General features: G+C 68.5%; 11 protein-coding genes. 2 read left to right on the forward strand and 9 right to left on the reverse strand.

The features are described from left to right. The first annotated feature begins 33 nt into the window (after window positions 1-33). Window positions 34-609 (forward strand): hypothetical protein, encoded by a 576-nt coding sequence (locus tag QHF84_RS11120; protein ID WP_281313210.1) that lies wholly within the window; start codon window positions 34-36, stop codon window positions 607-609. A gap of 17 nt (window positions 610-626) precedes the next feature. Here the strand turns inward: QHF84_RS11120 and QHF84_RS11125 are convergent, their stop codons facing one another. The 7 genes from QHF84_RS11125 to QHF84_RS11155 form a co-directional block, all read right to left on the reverse strand. Then, window positions 627-1,346, reverse strand: a complete 720-nt coding sequence (locus QHF84_RS11125; RefSeq protein WP_281313211.1) for a hypothetical protein — start codon at window positions 1,344-1,346, stop codon at window positions 627-629. Window positions 1,347-1,893: 547 nt separating this feature from the next. Beyond that, window positions 1,894-3,303 (reverse strand): sigma 54-interacting transcriptional regulator, encoded by a 1,410-nt coding sequence (locus tag QHF84_RS11130; RefSeq protein WP_281313212.1) that lies wholly within the window; start codon window positions 3,301-3,303, stop codon window positions 1,894-1,896. A gap of 220 nt (window positions 3,304-3,523) precedes the next feature. Continuing rightward, a complete protein-coding gene (locus tag QHF84_RS11135; RefSeq protein WP_281313213.1) occupies window positions 3,524-4,159 on the reverse strand; it encodes a hypothetical protein in 636 nt (211 codons plus the stop codon). 94 nt (window positions 4,160-4,253) lie between these two features. Continuing rightward, window positions 4,254-5,045 (reverse strand): energy transducer TonB, encoded by a 792-nt coding sequence (locus QHF84_RS11140; protein WP_281313214.1) that lies wholly within the window; start codon window positions 5,043-5,045, stop codon window positions 4,254-4,256. Window positions 5,046-5,180: 135 nt separating this feature from the next. Then, window positions 5,181-6,251: a hypothetical protein gene (locus QHF84_RS11145; protein WP_281313215.1), complete on the reverse strand. Its 1,071-nt coding sequence runs from the start codon at window positions 6,249-6,251 to the stop codon at window positions 5,181-5,183. A gap of 68 nt (window positions 6,252-6,319) precedes the next feature. Continuing rightward, entirely contained in the window at window positions 6,320-7,945 is a 1,626-nt protein-coding gene (locus QHF84_RS11150; RefSeq protein WP_281313216.1) for a vWA domain-containing protein, read from the reverse strand. Between the two features lie 55 nt (window positions 7,946-8,000). Continuing rightward, window positions 8,001-8,708: a hypothetical protein gene (locus QHF84_RS11155; RefSeq protein ID WP_281313217.1), complete on the reverse strand. Its 708-nt coding sequence runs from the start codon at window positions 8,706-8,708 to the stop codon at window positions 8,001-8,003. Window positions 8,709-8,819: 111 nt separating this feature from the next. On the opposite strand from QHF84_RS11155, the gene QHF84_RS11160 reads away from it, so the two are divergent. Beyond that, window positions 8,820-10,670, forward strand: a complete 1,851-nt coding sequence (locus tag QHF84_RS11160) for an OPT family oligopeptide transporter (RefSeq protein ID WP_281313218.1) — start codon at window positions 8,820-8,822, stop codon at window positions 10,668-10,670. Between the two features lie 7 nt (window positions 10,671-10,677). On the opposite strand, the gene QHF84_RS11165 is transcribed toward QHF84_RS11160, so the two are convergent. Together QHF84_RS11165 and QHF84_RS11170 are read right to left on the reverse strand one after the other, a co-directional pair. After that, complete coding sequence (locus tag QHF84_RS11165) at window positions 10,678-11,721, reverse strand: SMP-30/gluconolactonase/LRE family protein (protein WP_281313219.1); 1,044 nt, start codon at window positions 11,719-11,721, stop codon at window positions 10,678-10,680. Window positions 11,722-11,730: 9 nt separating this feature from the next. After that, window positions 11,731-15,006 (reverse strand): serine/threonine-protein kinase, encoded by a 3,276-nt coding sequence (locus tag QHF84_RS11170; protein WP_281313220.1) that lies wholly within the window; start codon window positions 15,004-15,006, stop codon window positions 11,731-11,733. Window positions 15,007-15,308 lie beyond the last annotated feature (302 nt).

A 15,308-nucleotide genomic window follows, 5' to 3' on the forward strand; every position in this document is an offset into this window, starting at 1 on the left:
TTTGTGATGGATCCTCGATCCGAGGGCGCATCGATGAAGACATCTCGCTTCCAGGCGCTGTTTCTCGTCGCCCTCGTGCATGCCGCCTGTGGAGGTGGCTCGCGAGCCGAGACGCCCCGGCTACGAAAGGTGCCACGCTACGAGGATTGCCCCACGGTCGTGATTGTCGCCGGGGGACCACACGAGCCACCTTTCCGGGAGGACCCGCGGGCGCCTTGCATGCTGGAGATGATCTATGCGGCGCTGCTCCGCGCCGGGTACCTTGCCTACCGCGAGCGTGATTACGTGTTCCCGGAAGTGCAGCCGGTCTACCACGTCCTGGCGATCCTCACCCTCGAGTCGAACTGGAGCACCGGGGGTGTGGTCGCAGCGCTGGAGCTCAGCAATGTCCAGACGAAGGCCAAGCAAGTCCCGCAATTGGCCCTCGAAAAGGGCGAATGGCCGACGGAGGCGGATATCGAAGCGCTGCTCTCCATCCCCGGTGGCTCGCCTTGGGATGTGGCAGCCCCGAGGTGGGACCAGGGCTGTGTGGATCGGGATCGCGTGGCCAAGCCGCGGGATCCGGAGGTCGCCGATGTGTGTGCGCCCCCGTCGGGCGTGAGGCAGTGATCGGATCTACGAGATCCTCACCCCGACGCCGCCGCCTCCGTCGCCGCGCTCCCAGCGCCCGCATTTCGCCTGATCCTCGGCCCTGCGCCGAGCGCCTCGAAGCTCGCGCGCTTCACGGGATCGTTCGCGAACTCCAGCCGCCCGGCGCCTTCGATCCGCGCGACCGCGGCGAGGATTCGATTGCCGATCCGGTTCCGCTCCTGCGTCGTGAGCGGAGCGCTCGCGCGCCTCTGCTCCTGCTTCGCATCGGCATCCGTGATCGCAGTGAGCGAAAGCGCCAGGCCGTCGAGGTCCTTCTTCACGATGCCGAGGGACTCGGCCTCGGCCGGCTTTTCCTTGGCGCGGTCGAGGATCTGCTGGATGGCGGCTTTCACGTCAGATACGACACGCGTTTTCAACTTCCGTCCGACCCCATATCCGCGCTTCACGTCGGCGGGCGCCATGGCGCGGCGGACGGCGGCGCGCACCTGACGCACACGCGTGTGCCCCTCTGCGAGCGCGACGTTTTGCGCGCTCGTCGCGGCGACCGACTCGCTCCGCGCCTGCTTCGCGCTGGGAACGACATCGCCGAGCTTCTCCACGTCGGCGAGGACGTCCTCGACCAAACCCGGCGGCAGCCGCGGATCGAGTGCGGCGGCATGCACGAGCGCGAGGTTCAAGGCCTTGAGGCCGAGCTGGGCGATGGCGGAGAAGTTCTTCCGGGGCAGCGTGTCCTTCACGATCAGAGCCGTATTCATGAGGATTCCTCCCTCGACGCCGTTGAGATGCAAGCGTCGGGTCAGCCCGAACGAGTGCACGCGGAATGCCAAGATCAGCGGCGACTGCAGACGCGGCAAATCACGGCGGAAAAGCGTCGAGCGCGGCTCGGGGGCCAGGCGAGACGCGGCGGCGCGGGGAAAAATTGTCCGGAATTGTCCGGAATTGTCCGGAATTGTCCGGACACTCTACGTGGCAGAACGGGGAGCCACCGTGCCGTCGACGCGAGTCGTCTTGTCCATCGCGCGAGCGACTGTTCCCTTCGCGCGAGCGACTGTTCCCTTCGCGCGAGCGACTGTTTCCTTCGCGCGAGCGACTGTTCCCTTCGTGCGAGCGACTGTTCCCTTCGCGCGAGCGACTGTTCCCTTCGCGCGAGCGACTGTTCCCTTCGCGCGAGCGACTGTTCCCTTCGCGCGAGCGACTGTTCCCTTCGCGCGAGCGACTGTTCCCTTCGCGCGAGCGACTGTTTCCTTCACGCGAGGCCCGGTGTCCTTCCGGGGAACCATCCCGCCCCCGCGGGACGGCGCGTCACCCGCCGGAACTGCCCTTCCGTGACCGGGGTATCCCGTACGCATCCATCCACCGCGTGAGCTGCCGCTCGTGCACCCCGAGTAGACGCGCGGCCTCCACCTGGGATCCTTTCGCCCGGAAGAGCGCCGCCTCGACCGTCTCCCGCGGCGGGCGGGTCTTGTAGCGCCGCCCCTCGTCCGTCGCCTCGGCCCCCGGCGGCTCCGAGGTCCTCTCCTCCTTCTCGCTCGCCGCGCGTGCTCGAAGGGCGCTCAGGTGCGGGAGGTCGATCGGCCCGTCCCCCATGAGCAGGCACGCGGTCCCGAGGGTACGCTCGATCTCGCGCACGTTGCCCGGCAGGTCCCCCAAAAAGAGCGCGCGCGCCGCCGGCCGCGTGATCGACGCGCGCTCGACGCCGCGCCGCCCGAGCAGGTGCGCGACCAGAAAACCGAGATCCTCGCGGCGCTTTCGCAGCGGCGGCAACATGGCCACGTATCCGGCGAGCCGCTCCCGCAGATCCGCGCGAAAGCCGCTTCTCTCGGAGAACACGTCCACGTTCGTCGCGGCGATCCACCGCACGTCCACCTTCTGCCCCCGGTCGGCGCCCACGGGCGTCACCTCGTTCTCCTGGATGGCACGGAGCAAACTCGCCTGCGCGGTCGCGGGCAGATTGCCGATTTCATCGAGGAACACCGTGCCCCCCTCCGCGCTGCGAATGCGGCCCTTGCGCTCCTCGTGCGCGCCGCTGAACGCGCCGCGGCGATGACCGAACAGCTCCCCCTCCACGAGGTGCTCGGGAATGGCGCCGCAATCGACGGCCACGAAAGGTCCCGCGCGGCCACTCTTGTCGTGCACGTACCGCGCCGCGACCTCCTTGCCAGCGCCGGTCTCGGCGAGCAAAAGGATGGGCTGGTCGGAGCGCGCAAGCCGATCGAGATCGAACGCGATGCTCATGAGCTCGGGGCAAAGCGTACGCGTCGGACCAAACGTGAACCCCGCGCGACGGGTGATCATACGAACGGCCGTCGGCTCGTCGATCAGCCGATACACGAAGAGCGATTGTCCCATCTCCACGACGTCGCCGTCGGCGAGGGGGACGGGCCCCTGAATGCGCTCGCCGCGGACGAACGTGCCGAACTTGCTCCCGGCGTCCTCCAGGAAGCTCTTGCCGTCACGATGAACCACGCGGGCATGCACGCGCGATACGAAGCGGTCGGGCAAGAGAAAGGTTTTTCCCTCCATTGCAGGCGGCCGGACCTCGGAGGCTCGCCCGATTTCGAATCCGGCGCCGTCGTGCGTGAGCGGAGGCAAAGCCACGGAGTCCGCCGCGCAGAGGTCCTCGTAACGAAGGACGAAGACGAGGACGCCGAAGGTTGCCAAATCCTTCGCGGCATCGAACTCGTTGTCGGTGGTGGCCAGGGAGTGGGCCATGGGCGGGGCGCATCCTAGGCGATACGTGTCCGGCGGCACAAGAGCGCTCGACGCGAGGCTTTGCCAGCCGAGACAGCAGCGCGGTCGTTCCAGGTCGCGACGTCTTCCCTGTCGACAGCGCGCATCGCGCGCTGTCGCCCTGGGTCCAGCGCTTGCGCTGGTCCGGGTGCAGGGGCGGATAGCCCCTGCTCGGGTCCGGGGTGAAACCCCGGCGCGACGCTCAGATGAGCCGCGCGCCCCTCACCCTGCCGATGAAGGCGAAATGCCGATTCCGGGCCAAATGCTGCTGGAGAAAAGACGGATTGTAGTCGACGGCTTCCAGGCTGAAATGCTCGCGCATCCGCTGCTGCGTGAACTGCATCTGCTCCATCGCCGCCAGGTAGCAATAGACCACGTGCCCCGAGCAGAAGAATGACTGCGCGTTGCCGGCGAGGAGCTGGTCGAGCGTCCCGTTGATCCGGTTCGACGAGGCGGCCGCGTTGCCGGGAAGCAGTGACCCGAACGCGCCTCCCACGGTGTACTGGATGTTGAATCCGCCGGCTGCCATGCCCTCGCGCATCATGATCGCCGTCTCGCCGGCTCCGGCGGCGAGGTTCTCGTCGCGGCATCGGAACACGTCGTACGTGAATGCGGAGTTCGTGGTGAGCAGGTTGTTTTCCTGGAGCCCGTGGCCGTCCATCTCGACGATGGTCGTGGGCGAGCTCGCGACCCCGGCGTGGATCAGGTCCGAGTTCCCGCGGCTGAAGAGCTGACCGATCTTGATGCCGACCCCCACGGGCGCCATGCCGTGGCGGTGCTTGATCATGATGTCGCCCTTCCGGACCGCACCGATGATGGCGTTCGACCGTTGTCGCACGCCTGCATTCGCATTTCCGCTTCCGTTCATAATAGACCCCTCGTCGCATCGTACCCTGCGCGGGGCCAACATGTCTACAGCGGATCCCGGCTCCTCAGCGAACGAACCGGATCCGGACCGGACCGAGTGACGCCTGGGTCGGCTGCCCTGCCCGGTCCAGTGCCGGCCGATAATGGTGCCGCGCCGCGCAATACCTGGCCTGGGCCCCGAAGCCGTGCCCCGGATCGGACACCACGTCGACCTTCTGCGCGCGGCCGTCGGCGCGCACGACGATCTGCAGCACCACCAGCGCATTCCGGATCCCCGCTGCTTCTGCTTCGGGCGGGAAATCGCAGTCCCACGCGCGGTCGCCGTAAAGCGACGCCGGTCGCGACAAATCGGGCGGCGGCGCCGGGGGACGGCGGGGCGGCGGGCCGCCGCCCAGGCCCGTATGGCGCACCGGACGAAACCCGGCGCCGAGCGCGGAGACGAGCCCGGTCCCATACCCGTCGCCGGTCACGAACGTGACGGCCGAAGGATCCGGCGGACCTTCCTCCTGCGTGAGCACCGGCGGCGCCTCCATCGGGGTGGGGGCCTCCGTCGGCGGGGCCTCTGTCGGCGGGGCCTCGGGCGGATCGTTTTGGGGAGGCCGCGGCGCGTGGTTCGCCACGGGTTGGGGCGGAGGCGGCGGCTCCTCGGGCGGCTCGGGCGGCGGCGGTTCGGGCGGCGGCGGTCGTGGCGCCTCGATCGGGACCTCGAACGGAACGACGAGTTCTGCCCGGATCGCCTCGCGCATGGCCCGCATGACGGCGCCGGTCTCGTCGCGCAGGGATCCCGCGCCGAGCAACGCCGCGTGCGCGGCCGTCGCCGCGACCAACCAGCCAGCGCTCAGGCGTCCATGGTCCACGGGTTCGCCCCAGCTTGCACGCGCCGGACCAACCCGGCGCGCCTCCCCCGAGCGGCCGTAGCGCCGCTCAGGTGGCGGGCAGCAGTTTGCGCAGATCGCGCAATTTGCGCAACTAGCGCGAGCTGCGCAGGCGGCTCACCACGCGAGCACCTGCGACCCATACCGCGCCCCGCTCGCGGAGCATTCCAAGGCAGCAAGCTCCTCGGCCCGCGGCGCCGGAACGTTCACGAAGGACGCACCGGCGTCGCTCGACATCGCCCAGGTGCCACCCTTCAACTGCACGGCGACGTGGGATCCATACACGCAGGCGTCTTCCGCCTCGGAGGGGAAATGCGACACCGAGACGTTCGGCGTCTTTCCCTCGGCGAGCGCGATCTTTCCGACGCCGCTCGGGCCGCTGTCTTGTTGCACCAGGAACGTGAGGACCTCATCTTCGATCGAGGCGCCGAACATGGGCGATGTCGCCGTCGGGGCCCCTCTCCAGAGCGAACGCAACGTGGAACCGCCATCGGTCGATGCCGCGATCCACACCTCGCCGGACTTGGCGAGGCCGAGCAGCGCGATCGTGCGGCCGTCGGGCGCCGCCGCGACGGCCGTCTGCATGTCGTCGGGCCAGCCGAGGGTCTCCTTGGCGCTGCGACGCGAGAATTTGCCGGTGCTTTCGCGCGAAAAAACGTGCAGCCGCGCGGTTTGGCCCGCGAATTTGCCGGTGACGAACAACGTATCGCCGGCCAGCGCGTACGAACCGAGCGCGACGGCGCCGTCGAGCACCCCGACGGGCGTCCAGGTCTTCCCGAGGTCGGCGCTGTGCCAGAAATGGATACGCGGCGCCGCCTCGAGGCCCATGCAATGCCCCCATAACGACGTCCCGCTCACGTCGATCTCCGCCGGCCCGCCCGCGCAGGTCCAGGGCGCTTTGCTCTTCGACAAGGCGCCCTTCTTCCCGGTGAGCAGGACGAACGGCTCGGCCTCGGAAGCATACGACTGCGCCACCACGAACGTTCCATCCGGGAGCACGACGGAATCGACGGCGCCCTCGGGCGGAGCTTCCCCCGCGAACGGCGAATCCTTCACCCATGCAGAGGTCGGGCGCGTCGACGTCGCGCCCACCGTCGGCCCGGGCTCGGACGAACCGACGGCGGCGGGCGTGCAGCCGCAACCCGCGATCAACCCGAGTGTCGAGAAAGAGAGGGTTCGAGCCTGCATCGCGAGCGTGTTGTCTCGCTTCTGGATCGGTGTGTCAAGCTACGTGTCGCCGCGCCCACGCGATTGGATCACTGCGCCATCACGATCCGCTGATCACACGGTCGGTCCTTCTCATCCTGATGCAGCCCCGCGATCCGCATCGGATCGGCATCCCGCGCCGCAATCGCCCCTCGCACCTTTCCCAGGATGAGCGCGTCCAGGTTCCCGCTCGTGTAATCGGTATGCGTGCCGCCGCAGCTCGATCGTGGATCCCCGCCGCCCACCGATTCCGGTCCGGCCCCGCCGCGCAGCACGAACATGTGCGTGCCGCCCGTGTATTGCGCGATCTGCCGGAAGACCACCTGCCCGAGGTTGTCCATGCCCGAGGCCGCGATCGCATGGACCTGCACGCCCGCGTGGCTCGCCTCCTTCATCGCGCCGGCATACCCCTCGTCCTGCGCGTAATCGAGGTGCGGGGGCGCGTCGCCGATCAAAAAGACCAGGCGCGCGAGCGATTCAGGCCGGAAACGCAGGTTCCGCACGGCGACACGCAGCGCCTCGTTCACGTGCTCGGGCGTGTCGCCGCCGCCGCCCGCGGAAATCGTGGCGATCCGCGCCTGGAGGCCGGCGACGTCGGTGGTCATCTGGTGCATGCGGGTCACGTATTCGTCGCCGCGGTCGCGATATTCGACGAGGCCCACGCGCGGGCGGACGTTCATCTTGGAGAGCGCGCCGGCCACCTTTTCGAGCGTATCGCGCAAGGCGTTGATCTCCTCGGACATCGAGCCGGTCGTGTCGAGGACGAAGGCGACGTCGATCGTTTGCGCCTCCGGCAAGATACGCGCGCCCGAGAGGACGAGGTCGACGACGCCGTCACCCGCGGAGACCGTGGTCGTCTTCGCGACGGATTCGCCCTGGCAACGCGCCGTGGCCACGAGGTCCGGTCCTTTCAGGCCCTCGGCCCGCGGAAACAGAAGGGCGCGGCCATTCGCGGTCGTGCGGAGCGAAAGCGTCGTGCCCGCGGAATCACGCACCTCGATGGGGCAGCTCGGGACGGGTTTGCCCGCGTTGTCCCGCACGACGAGGAAGCGGCGCGCCGAGAGGTCGAGCGTCGCTGTGCCCGGGGCGCGCTCCTTGCCGAGCCAGCGGGCGAATTCGCGGAAGTTCGCGTTGTCGTCCCATTCGCCCGTGCGCACGCCGCCCTGCGATTGCGCGGACGCGCCGAGGCCGCCCGGCCCCACGCGCACGCCGGACGGCACGTGATGCGAGCCGCCGAGCCTTCCATGGCCCGATCCGAACCCCGCGCCCGAGCCCACGCCGGCCCCGCGTCCAATCGTGCCGACCGTGCCGAGGCCAATGCCCTCCCCGCGCCCGCCGCCGCCTTCGCCGATCCCCGACAAACCGAGGCCGCCGGCCTCTTTCTTGTCCCCCCCCCACATCGATCCCCTCGCGCTGAGCGCATCGCCGCCGTGACGTGTATCGACGGGCGCCTCGAGCGGCTCGTCGGGGACGGGCGCGGCGGCGACGGGCGCAGGCGTGTCGGTCTGGACGACGGGAGGCGCGAGCGGCTCGTCGACGGGCGGCGGCGAGGTCTTGGCGAGGGATTTTGGCGCCGCGTGGGGCGCCGCGGGGGAGGCGGCTTCGGGGCCCGGAGGGGACTTGGCGCAAGCCGCGAGGGTGAGGAGGAGGGCGGGGGCGAGCCTTCGGAACGACATGCCCGCTCCGAGCGCGGACGCGGCCGGAAGTTCCCGGCCGACGCGATCTTTCGGCTCAGGGCACGAGGTGCAGGAGGAACGTCCCTTCGACCGTGAAGGGTTTCTTTGCGCCGGCCTCGTCATACTCGCCGATGGCGTTCACCTCGAGCGTGTAATCGCCGGGCGGGAAGGGCTGGCCTTTCGGGTTGTTGAAATCAGACGGCCCGGTCCAGTTGACCCCATCCCACGAGAACGTGCTCGGGTAGGTGCCCGCGAGGACGACGTTCGGCGTACCGTCCGGGAACGGGCAGATGCCCACGTCGCAAAGGCAATACTTGTTGTTGTTGCCGGAGAGCACCTCGAAGGGAATGAGGCCACTCGGCCCAGGCTTGCCGCAGCCGTTGTCCTGCGGCATGGGGTAAACGCTCGGGAGGTCGGCGTCCACCTTGATGTTGTAATTGATGGTGATACCGGCGGCCGCCTCGGCGAGGGTATACGTGCAATCGGTCGTGGTGAACTCGATGGAGACGCCGGGCAACGTCGACGACCCGCCGGCGTCGCAGGCCGCATTGCTACCGCCGCTCCCGCCGGTGCCGCCGCTCCCGCCAGAGCCGCCCGCGCCGCCCGTGCCGCCGGTGCCGCCGCTGCCGCCGCTGCCGCCGCTGGCCCCGCTCCCGCCGGCGCCGCCCTCGCCCCCGGCGCCGCCCGAGGTTTGTCCCCCGCACGCGGCGAGGGCGAGGACCAGAAAAACCGAAGCCAAAGAAGTCGAACGATTTTCAAGCATGTCCGAGAGCTTAGAACGTCCGCAGGGAAAATCACATCCGAAAGGGTTGTAAATTGGACGGATCCCTGCTCGCCTTGACCTCGCCCCTCTCTCGCTGGGACGATGCTTGCCATGTCGAGCCTGCCCGCTGACGTCACGAACGAACCGCACGGCGAAGAGCCTGCGGACGTGCACGCGCGGGTCTCGGACGACCTCTGGTATGCGCAGGTCTACAGGCCTCTCGAGCCACAATTCACGCTGCGCGCCGTCGTGTGCGGCTGCGTGATCGGCTCGGTCCTCTCCGCCGCGAACCTGTACACCGGGCTCACGATCGGCATCACGTACGGCGCCTCGATCACCGCGGCGCTCTCGGCGTGGCTCCTCTTCCGGCTCTTTCGCGCCGTCACGTCCGGCCCCGCGTTCACGGTGCTGGAGAACAACACCATGCAGACGGCCGCCTCGGCCGCGGCCGCGATGGCCGGCGCAGGCATGGTGTCGGCCGTGCCGGCGCTCATGATCGTCACGGGCCGGCGGCTCTCGATCCTCGAGGTCACCACGTGGCTCGTCTCCGCCGCGCTGCTCGGGGTGCTGTTCGCGATCCCGCTGAAGCGGCAAATGATCAACCGCGAAAACCTGAAATTCCCGTCAGGCATCGCCGCAGCCCAGACGACCCTCGCGCTGCACGGCGAGGGCGAAGGCGGGACGCAGAAGGCCGTCGCCTTGCTCGCCGCGACCGCGATGGGCGCCCTGCTCGGCCTCGCGCGCGGCGGCTTCGGGTTCGTCCCGGATTCGGTGCCGTTCGCCTTCGCGAGCCTCGGCGGAATGGGGCTCGCGCGGCTCACGCTGGGGATCGACGTGTCGCTCATGACGCTCGGCTCGGGCGCGCTCGTCGGGCTGCGAACGACGGCGTGGATGGCCGTCGGCGCGACGCTCTGCTGGACCGGCATCGTCCCCTGGGCCCTCGGGCGCGGCATCGTGACGCCCACGCCGAACGTGCCGACGCTGTACGGCGACGCCGTGGGTTTTCTGGTTTGGCCGGGCGTGTCGATGCTCGTGGTGGGCGGGCTCGTGTCGTTTGCGCTCAAAGGGGGATCGATCGCGACGGCGTTCCGGTCGATCGGCGGGGCGATGGGCGCGAAGACGACGGGCGAGGTGCTCCGCGAGGACGTGGAGGTGCCGCGGCGCTGGTTCGCCTGGGGCCTCGCGGCCGCCTTGATCCTGGCGATCGGGGTGCAATGGCTCGTGTTCGGCATGCACCCGGCCACGACATTCCTGGCGATCGTGCTCGCGGGCGCGCTCGCGCTCGTGGGGACGCGGACGATGGGCGAGACGGACGTGAATCCGATCGGCCCGATGGCCATGGTGACGCAGCTCCTCTTCGCCGTGATCACGGGCGGTCATGCGCAGTCCAGCCTGATGGCGGCGGGTCTCACGAACGCGGGGGCCAATAGCTGCGGCGACATGATGCAGGACCTGAAGACGGGCCGGCTCCTCGGCGCTTCGCCGCAAAAACAGCTCCTCGCGCAGCTCTTCGGGATCGTGACGGGCGGGCTCGCGACGGCGCTGGTCTTCGCGAAGGCATTTCCCCTGGAGCTGCTCGGCACGAAATACCCCGCGCCGGGCGTGCAGATGTTCAAAGGGACGGCGGAGATCTTGACGCGAGGGTTTGCCGGTCTGCCAGAGCCCGCGCCGCTGGCCATGGCGATCGCGGCGGGATTCGCCGTGGTCTGCACGCTCGCGAGCGAGCTCGGGCCGAAACGCCTCGCGGCCTGGGTGCCGTCGCCCCTCGGAATGGGGCTCGCGTTCATTTTGCCCGCGTCGACGAGCTACACGCTTTTCCTCGGCGCCGCGCTCGCCGCGATTCTGGCCTGTAAGTTCCCGAAGAAGGACGAGCTCTACACGACGGCGACGGCCTCGGGGTTCGTCGCCGGCGAGAGCGTGATGGGCGTGGCGGTGGCGATCTGGGCGGCGGGTCGGATGTGACGCGGAATCAGTAGATGCCGGCGCCCTGCAGGGTCACGCGATAAAGAGCGGTCCGCGCCGTGATGTAGAGCGTCTTCTTGTCCTCGCCGCCGAACGCGCAGTTCGCGGGCTGCTGGGGGACGGCAATGGCGCCGTAAAGCTTGCCCGCCGGGCTGTACACCTCGATGCCGTTCTTCGTGGAGATGAAGAGGTTGCCCTTTTCGTCCACGGCCATTCCGTCGGGGTTCGGGCCCGTGGTGAAGAGCTTGGTCCCGGTCCCGAGCGTCCCGTCGGCGTTCACCGGCCAGGCGCGAAGCTCGCCGGTGTTGGTATCGGGGACGTAAAGCGTCTTCTCGTCGGGCGAGAGCGCGATGCCGTTCGGTCGCTCCATGTCGTCGGCGACGAGCGAGAGCTCGCCGCTGGGCGAGACGCGGAAGACGCCGTAGAAGCCGAGCTCACTGAGGCCCGGATCGGCGAGGCCGTACGGCGGATCGGTGAAGTACACCGTGCCGTTCGAATGCACGATCACGTCGTTCGGGCTGTTCAGCTTCTTGCCCTCGTACGTGTCGGCGATGGAGGCGAGCGTGCCATTCGCGAGCTCCCGCGAGACGCGCCGCCCGCTGTGCTCGCAGGAGACGAGGAGGCCATTCTGATCGATGGCGAGGCCATTCGTGTTGGCGCTGGGCTCGCGGTAAACCGTGATGTCGCCGCCCGGCGTGTGCTCGTAGATGCGATTGGCGGGGATGTCGGTGAAGAGCAGGGTCTTCGTCGCGGGGTTCCATTGCGGCCCCTCCGTGAACATGAAGTTGCCCTGCACCTCCTCGACGGTCCCGATGCCGACGAGCGGATCGACCTCGACCACGCCGCCCGCGCCGCCGGAGCCGCCCATGCCGGCATCGCCGCCCATGCCGCCGGCGCCGCCGGTGCCGCCCACGCCGCCCGTGCCCCCGGTGCCGCCCGCTGCGCCGCTGCCGCCGGCGCCGGAGCCGGTCGTGTTCGAGCCGCCGTCGCTGCAGGCAGCGAGGAGGAAGGTGGTGGTGATCAAGCCCAAGGAAATCGCGCGTTTCAGCATGAGGGCATGCTAGCGGATTCGGGGCGGGCGAGGAGGCGGAAAGAGGTCGTCGTCCGCGTCTCGTTCGATCGACGGATTTTGCTCGATGGCCGAGGCGAATGTCTGCTTTGCCTGCTCTTCGGCGCGGATCCGCTCGGGCCCGTCCTTCAGAGACTTCGCTCGCGCCTGGAGCAGGCGCCCCTTCGCTTGCAGCACCGTCGCCATTTTTGGATGGATCGACAGCGCCTTGTCGGCCATCTCGAGCCCGCGTCGAATCGCCTCGTCGGGGCTCTTCTTCTGCGACAGGAGCCATTTCGCCCGAAGCGCGTGGATCTCGGCCATCGTCTGGTAAAACGCCGGGTGCGCTCGGTCGTCGGCGAGAAGTGGCACGAGCGGGGCGAGCGCCTCGTCGAAATGTGATTCCTTCGCCTCCACCTGCTTGATGGCCCACGAGAGCGCGACGATCTCGGTGCGCGCGCGGTACACACGATAATCGATGTCCCAGGGCGAGCTCTTCATCACACGCCCGAGCGCCTCGCGCGCCTTCGCGAGCAGCGGCCCGGGATCCTGCCCGGAGAGCGCCGCGCGGCGGGCCCGGAGCGTCGCCACGAGGCCGGTGTTCGCCGAGACCGACTCGGCGTCCGGGAAGATGGCTCGAAGGTCTTCGATGGCCTTCTCGGCCATCAAAAGCGAGCCCTCCGGGTCGCGCCCCTGGCTCGTCTCCGAGAGGGCTTTGTAATAATGGCCCTTGGCGAGGACCCCGTACACCCATCGCTGGTTCGGGCTCCTCTTGCGGGCCTCCTCCGCGTGACGAAGGATCGCCGCGAAGGACGATTCTTCCGCCCGGCCATACTGGTGCTGGTCCATGGCCTGATAGAGGTACGCCTGCGCTTTCGCCATGTGAGGGAACGCCCAGGTGGGCTCCAGGGCGATGGCGCGGTCGCAGGCTTCCATCGCGCCGGACAGCGCCGGCCGAGGATCGAGCCCTCGGACCGAGAGGAGACGTAACTTCTCCCCTTGCGCTTTGCAGAGCTCGTTGTGCGCCCATGAAAACGACGGGTCCAGCGAGGTGGCCTTCGCCAGGCTCTCGATCGCCGCGTTGACGGCCGGGAGGCTGTCGATGCCCCGGTCGTTGTTGTAATACACCTCGTTCAGCAGCGCCGTTCCGTGGACGTATTGCGCCATGGGGTCGCTCGGGCCGAGCTCCGCGGCCTCCCTGGCCATCCCGACCCCCTCCTTCATGAAACGCGCGGCATCGGTCGCAGGCGCGCCCGGGGAGAAAATGAGCTTGTGGGCCCAGATCTGGTAGAGCAGCGCGGTGTAGACCCGGGGCTCGACCGCGCGTGGTGAGGATCGAATTCCCTGGGTGCAGGAGGCGGCGCCCTTCGTGAACACGGGCAGGGCAGCGTCATAGGCGTTCGGCGCAGAGGAGAGCATTTGCCGCCAAAATTCACAGGACGCGAGGAACACCTTCGGGTCGCTCCGCCCGATCTCGGCGGCCTCCGCGAAGGCGTCCGCCGCCGGACGGAAATACGTCATCATCTTCTCGTAATCGAACGCCCCGTCGTGCCGATACTTGCTGCCCTCGGCAAAATAGGCGTCCGCCTCGAGCTTCTTCGCCTCGTAGAGCCACGGCTCCTTCGTAAAAGCCTCCCGGGCATTCCTCTTCGCCTCCTCGTAGTCCTCGGCATAAAGGGCGATGAGCCCTTTCACGTAGGCCGGCGACGACAGCTCACCCCCAAGCGACGCGTTCAGGCGGCGGAGTGCGGGCTCCTTGAGCTCGGCGTTCACCTCGTCGAGGCGCGCCTTCTTTTTCTCCGGACTCTCGATGCGCTTGATCTCCTCGAGCCCCTTTCGATAAAGCTCGCCCAGCGCCATTCCCATGGCGTAATCGAGCCCCGGGGACGTATACCCCGCGTCGATCGCCTTCTGAAGGTGCGCGCGCGCCATTTCGTAGTCCTGCAAGGCGAGGTGCCCCCAGCCGATGGCATAGTGCCCCGGCCCCTCGCCCAGCGCCCCGACCGCGGCCATCCTTGCTTGAATCTTCGATAGACGCGCCCGGATGATGTCGCGGTCTCGCTCGATGTCGTGCGTAGGCAGCTCGTGCGCGGTGCGCAGGAAGAGCTCCATTTCCTTGATGTCCTCGCCGAGCTCGCGGGAGAAGACAGCCTGCCTCTCGGCCGCCTTCTGCGCTCTCAGCCAGACGGCCACCAGCACCGCCGCAGCGCAGAGGCATGCCGTCGCCAGGAGAACGGCGAGCTTGTTTTGCTTGGCCTTCTTGTACGCGAGGAAAAAAATGGAAGCCCGACGCACGGACTCGCCATCGAGGAAACGCTGCAAATCGTCGCCGAGCGCTTTGGCCGACTCATAACGGTGCTGCGGCTCTTTCTCCAGGCACTTCGCGACGATCGCGCTGACGTCGGCGGGGATCGTCTTGTCCACGCTCCGGAGCGGGCGCGCGTCCTCCATTTGTACCTGATACAGGAGCGCCCCGAGATCGGGCGCCTCGAAGGGCGGCTTCCCCGAAAGGAGGTCGTACAGCGTCGCCCCGAGGCTATACACGTCGGTCCTCCGGTCGAGCTTGCGGATCTCGCCGCGCGCCTGCTCCGGCGCCATGAAGGCGGGCGTCCCGGCGAGGACGCCGGTGATGGTCTGGCCCTGGGCGCCGACCTCGCGGGCGAGACCAAAATCCATCAAATAGGGCTTGTAGATGCCGTCCTCGGTGAGCTCCACCATGATGTTCGACGGCTTGATGTCGCGATGCACGAAGCCGTGCCTGTGGACCTCGTGCAGGGCCGCGGCGATCTTCCGGACGATCCTGACCTTTTGCTCCAAGGTCAGATTCGCCCTCGCCTTGTCGAGCGGCACGCCCTGGATGAGCTGCATGACGAGGTAGTGGTGCTCGCCCTCGGAGCCGACCTCGTAGATCTTGCAGACGTTCTCGTGCTCGAGCTTCGCCTGCGAGCGGGCCTCGCGAAAAAGGGTCTCATCCAGGTTCGGGTTGCCCGGATGGAGGAGCTTCAGCGCGACGTCTCGGCCGAGGATGCTGTCGCGCGCCTGGTAGACGGTCCCCATGCCGCCCGCGCCGAGCACCTTCGGCTCACGAAACCGCCCCTGAAGCTCGGCCGGCAGGACGCGCTTGCTGCTCGTCGCGGGCTCCGACGTCGACGTCTCGGGCTCGCGCTCGACCCTCGCGACCACGAGCGCGGGCGCGACGGCTCTCTCTGGGGGAGCGGGCGCGGGCGCGGGGGCTTGCTTCGGGGCAGCGGGCGCTCGCGGCGCCGCCGCGGCTCCCGGAGACGTCACGGTCTGCGTTGCCTTGGGATCAAAAGACACCTGTCGACGACGGCGCACCTCTACCTCCGAGCGTCGCTTGGACCTGCCGCCTCGCGTGGATCGCCGAGCGATGATCACAGATGTCAAACCCGCGTACCAGCGGCTTCCGCGGCTCGAACGGGCGGCGGGGCATGACGCCCGGCGGCGCGCCGGGCTCGTGTCATGGATGGGTTACACCCGCAGGTGTCATGGACCCATTACAAAATGTCATGGCCGACGGACACGTGCGCGAACGGCCTCGCGAGCGATTCGCACGAAACGCCGAGCAAACC

The organism is Polyangium sp. y55x31 (assembly GCF_029946505.1).
Taxonomy (GTDB): domain Bacteria; phylum Myxococcota_A; class Polyangia; order Polyangiales; family Polyangiaceae; genus Polyangium.

What these genes read in the sequence shown, in the direction of transcription:
- QHF84_RS11120 (WP_281313210.1), top strand. Translation starts at nt 34, where the DNA reads ATGAAGACATCTCGCTTCCAGGCGCTGTTTCTCGTCGCCCTCGTGCAT.
- QHF84_RS11125 (WP_281313211.1), bottom strand. Translation starts at nt 1,346, where the DNA reads ATGAATACGGCTCTGATCGTGAAGGACACGCTGCCCCGGAAGAACTTC.
- QHF84_RS11130 (WP_281313212.1), bottom strand. Translation starts at nt 3,303, where the DNA reads ATGGCCCACTCCCTGGCCACCACCGACAACGAGTTCGATGCCGCGAAG.
- QHF84_RS11145 (WP_281313215.1), bottom strand. Translation starts at nt 6,251, where the DNA reads ATGCAGGCTCGAACCCTCTCTTTCTCGACACTCGGGTTGATCGCGGGT.
- QHF84_RS11150 (WP_281313216.1), bottom strand. Translation starts at nt 7,945, where the DNA reads ATGTCGTTCCGAAGGCTCGCCCCCGCCCTCCTCCTCACCCTCGCGGCT.
- QHF84_RS11155 (WP_281313217.1), bottom strand. Translation starts at nt 8,708, where the DNA reads ATGCTTGAAAATCGTTCGACTTCTTTGGCTTCGGTTTTTCTGGTCCTC.
- QHF84_RS11160 (WP_281313218.1), top strand. Translation starts at nt 8,820, where the DNA reads ATGTCGAGCCTGCCCGCTGACGTCACGAACGAACCGCACGGCGAAGAG.
- QHF84_RS11165 (WP_281313219.1), bottom strand. Translation starts at nt 11,721, where the DNA reads ATGCTGAAACGCGCGATTTCCTTGGGCTTGATCACCACCACCTTCCTC.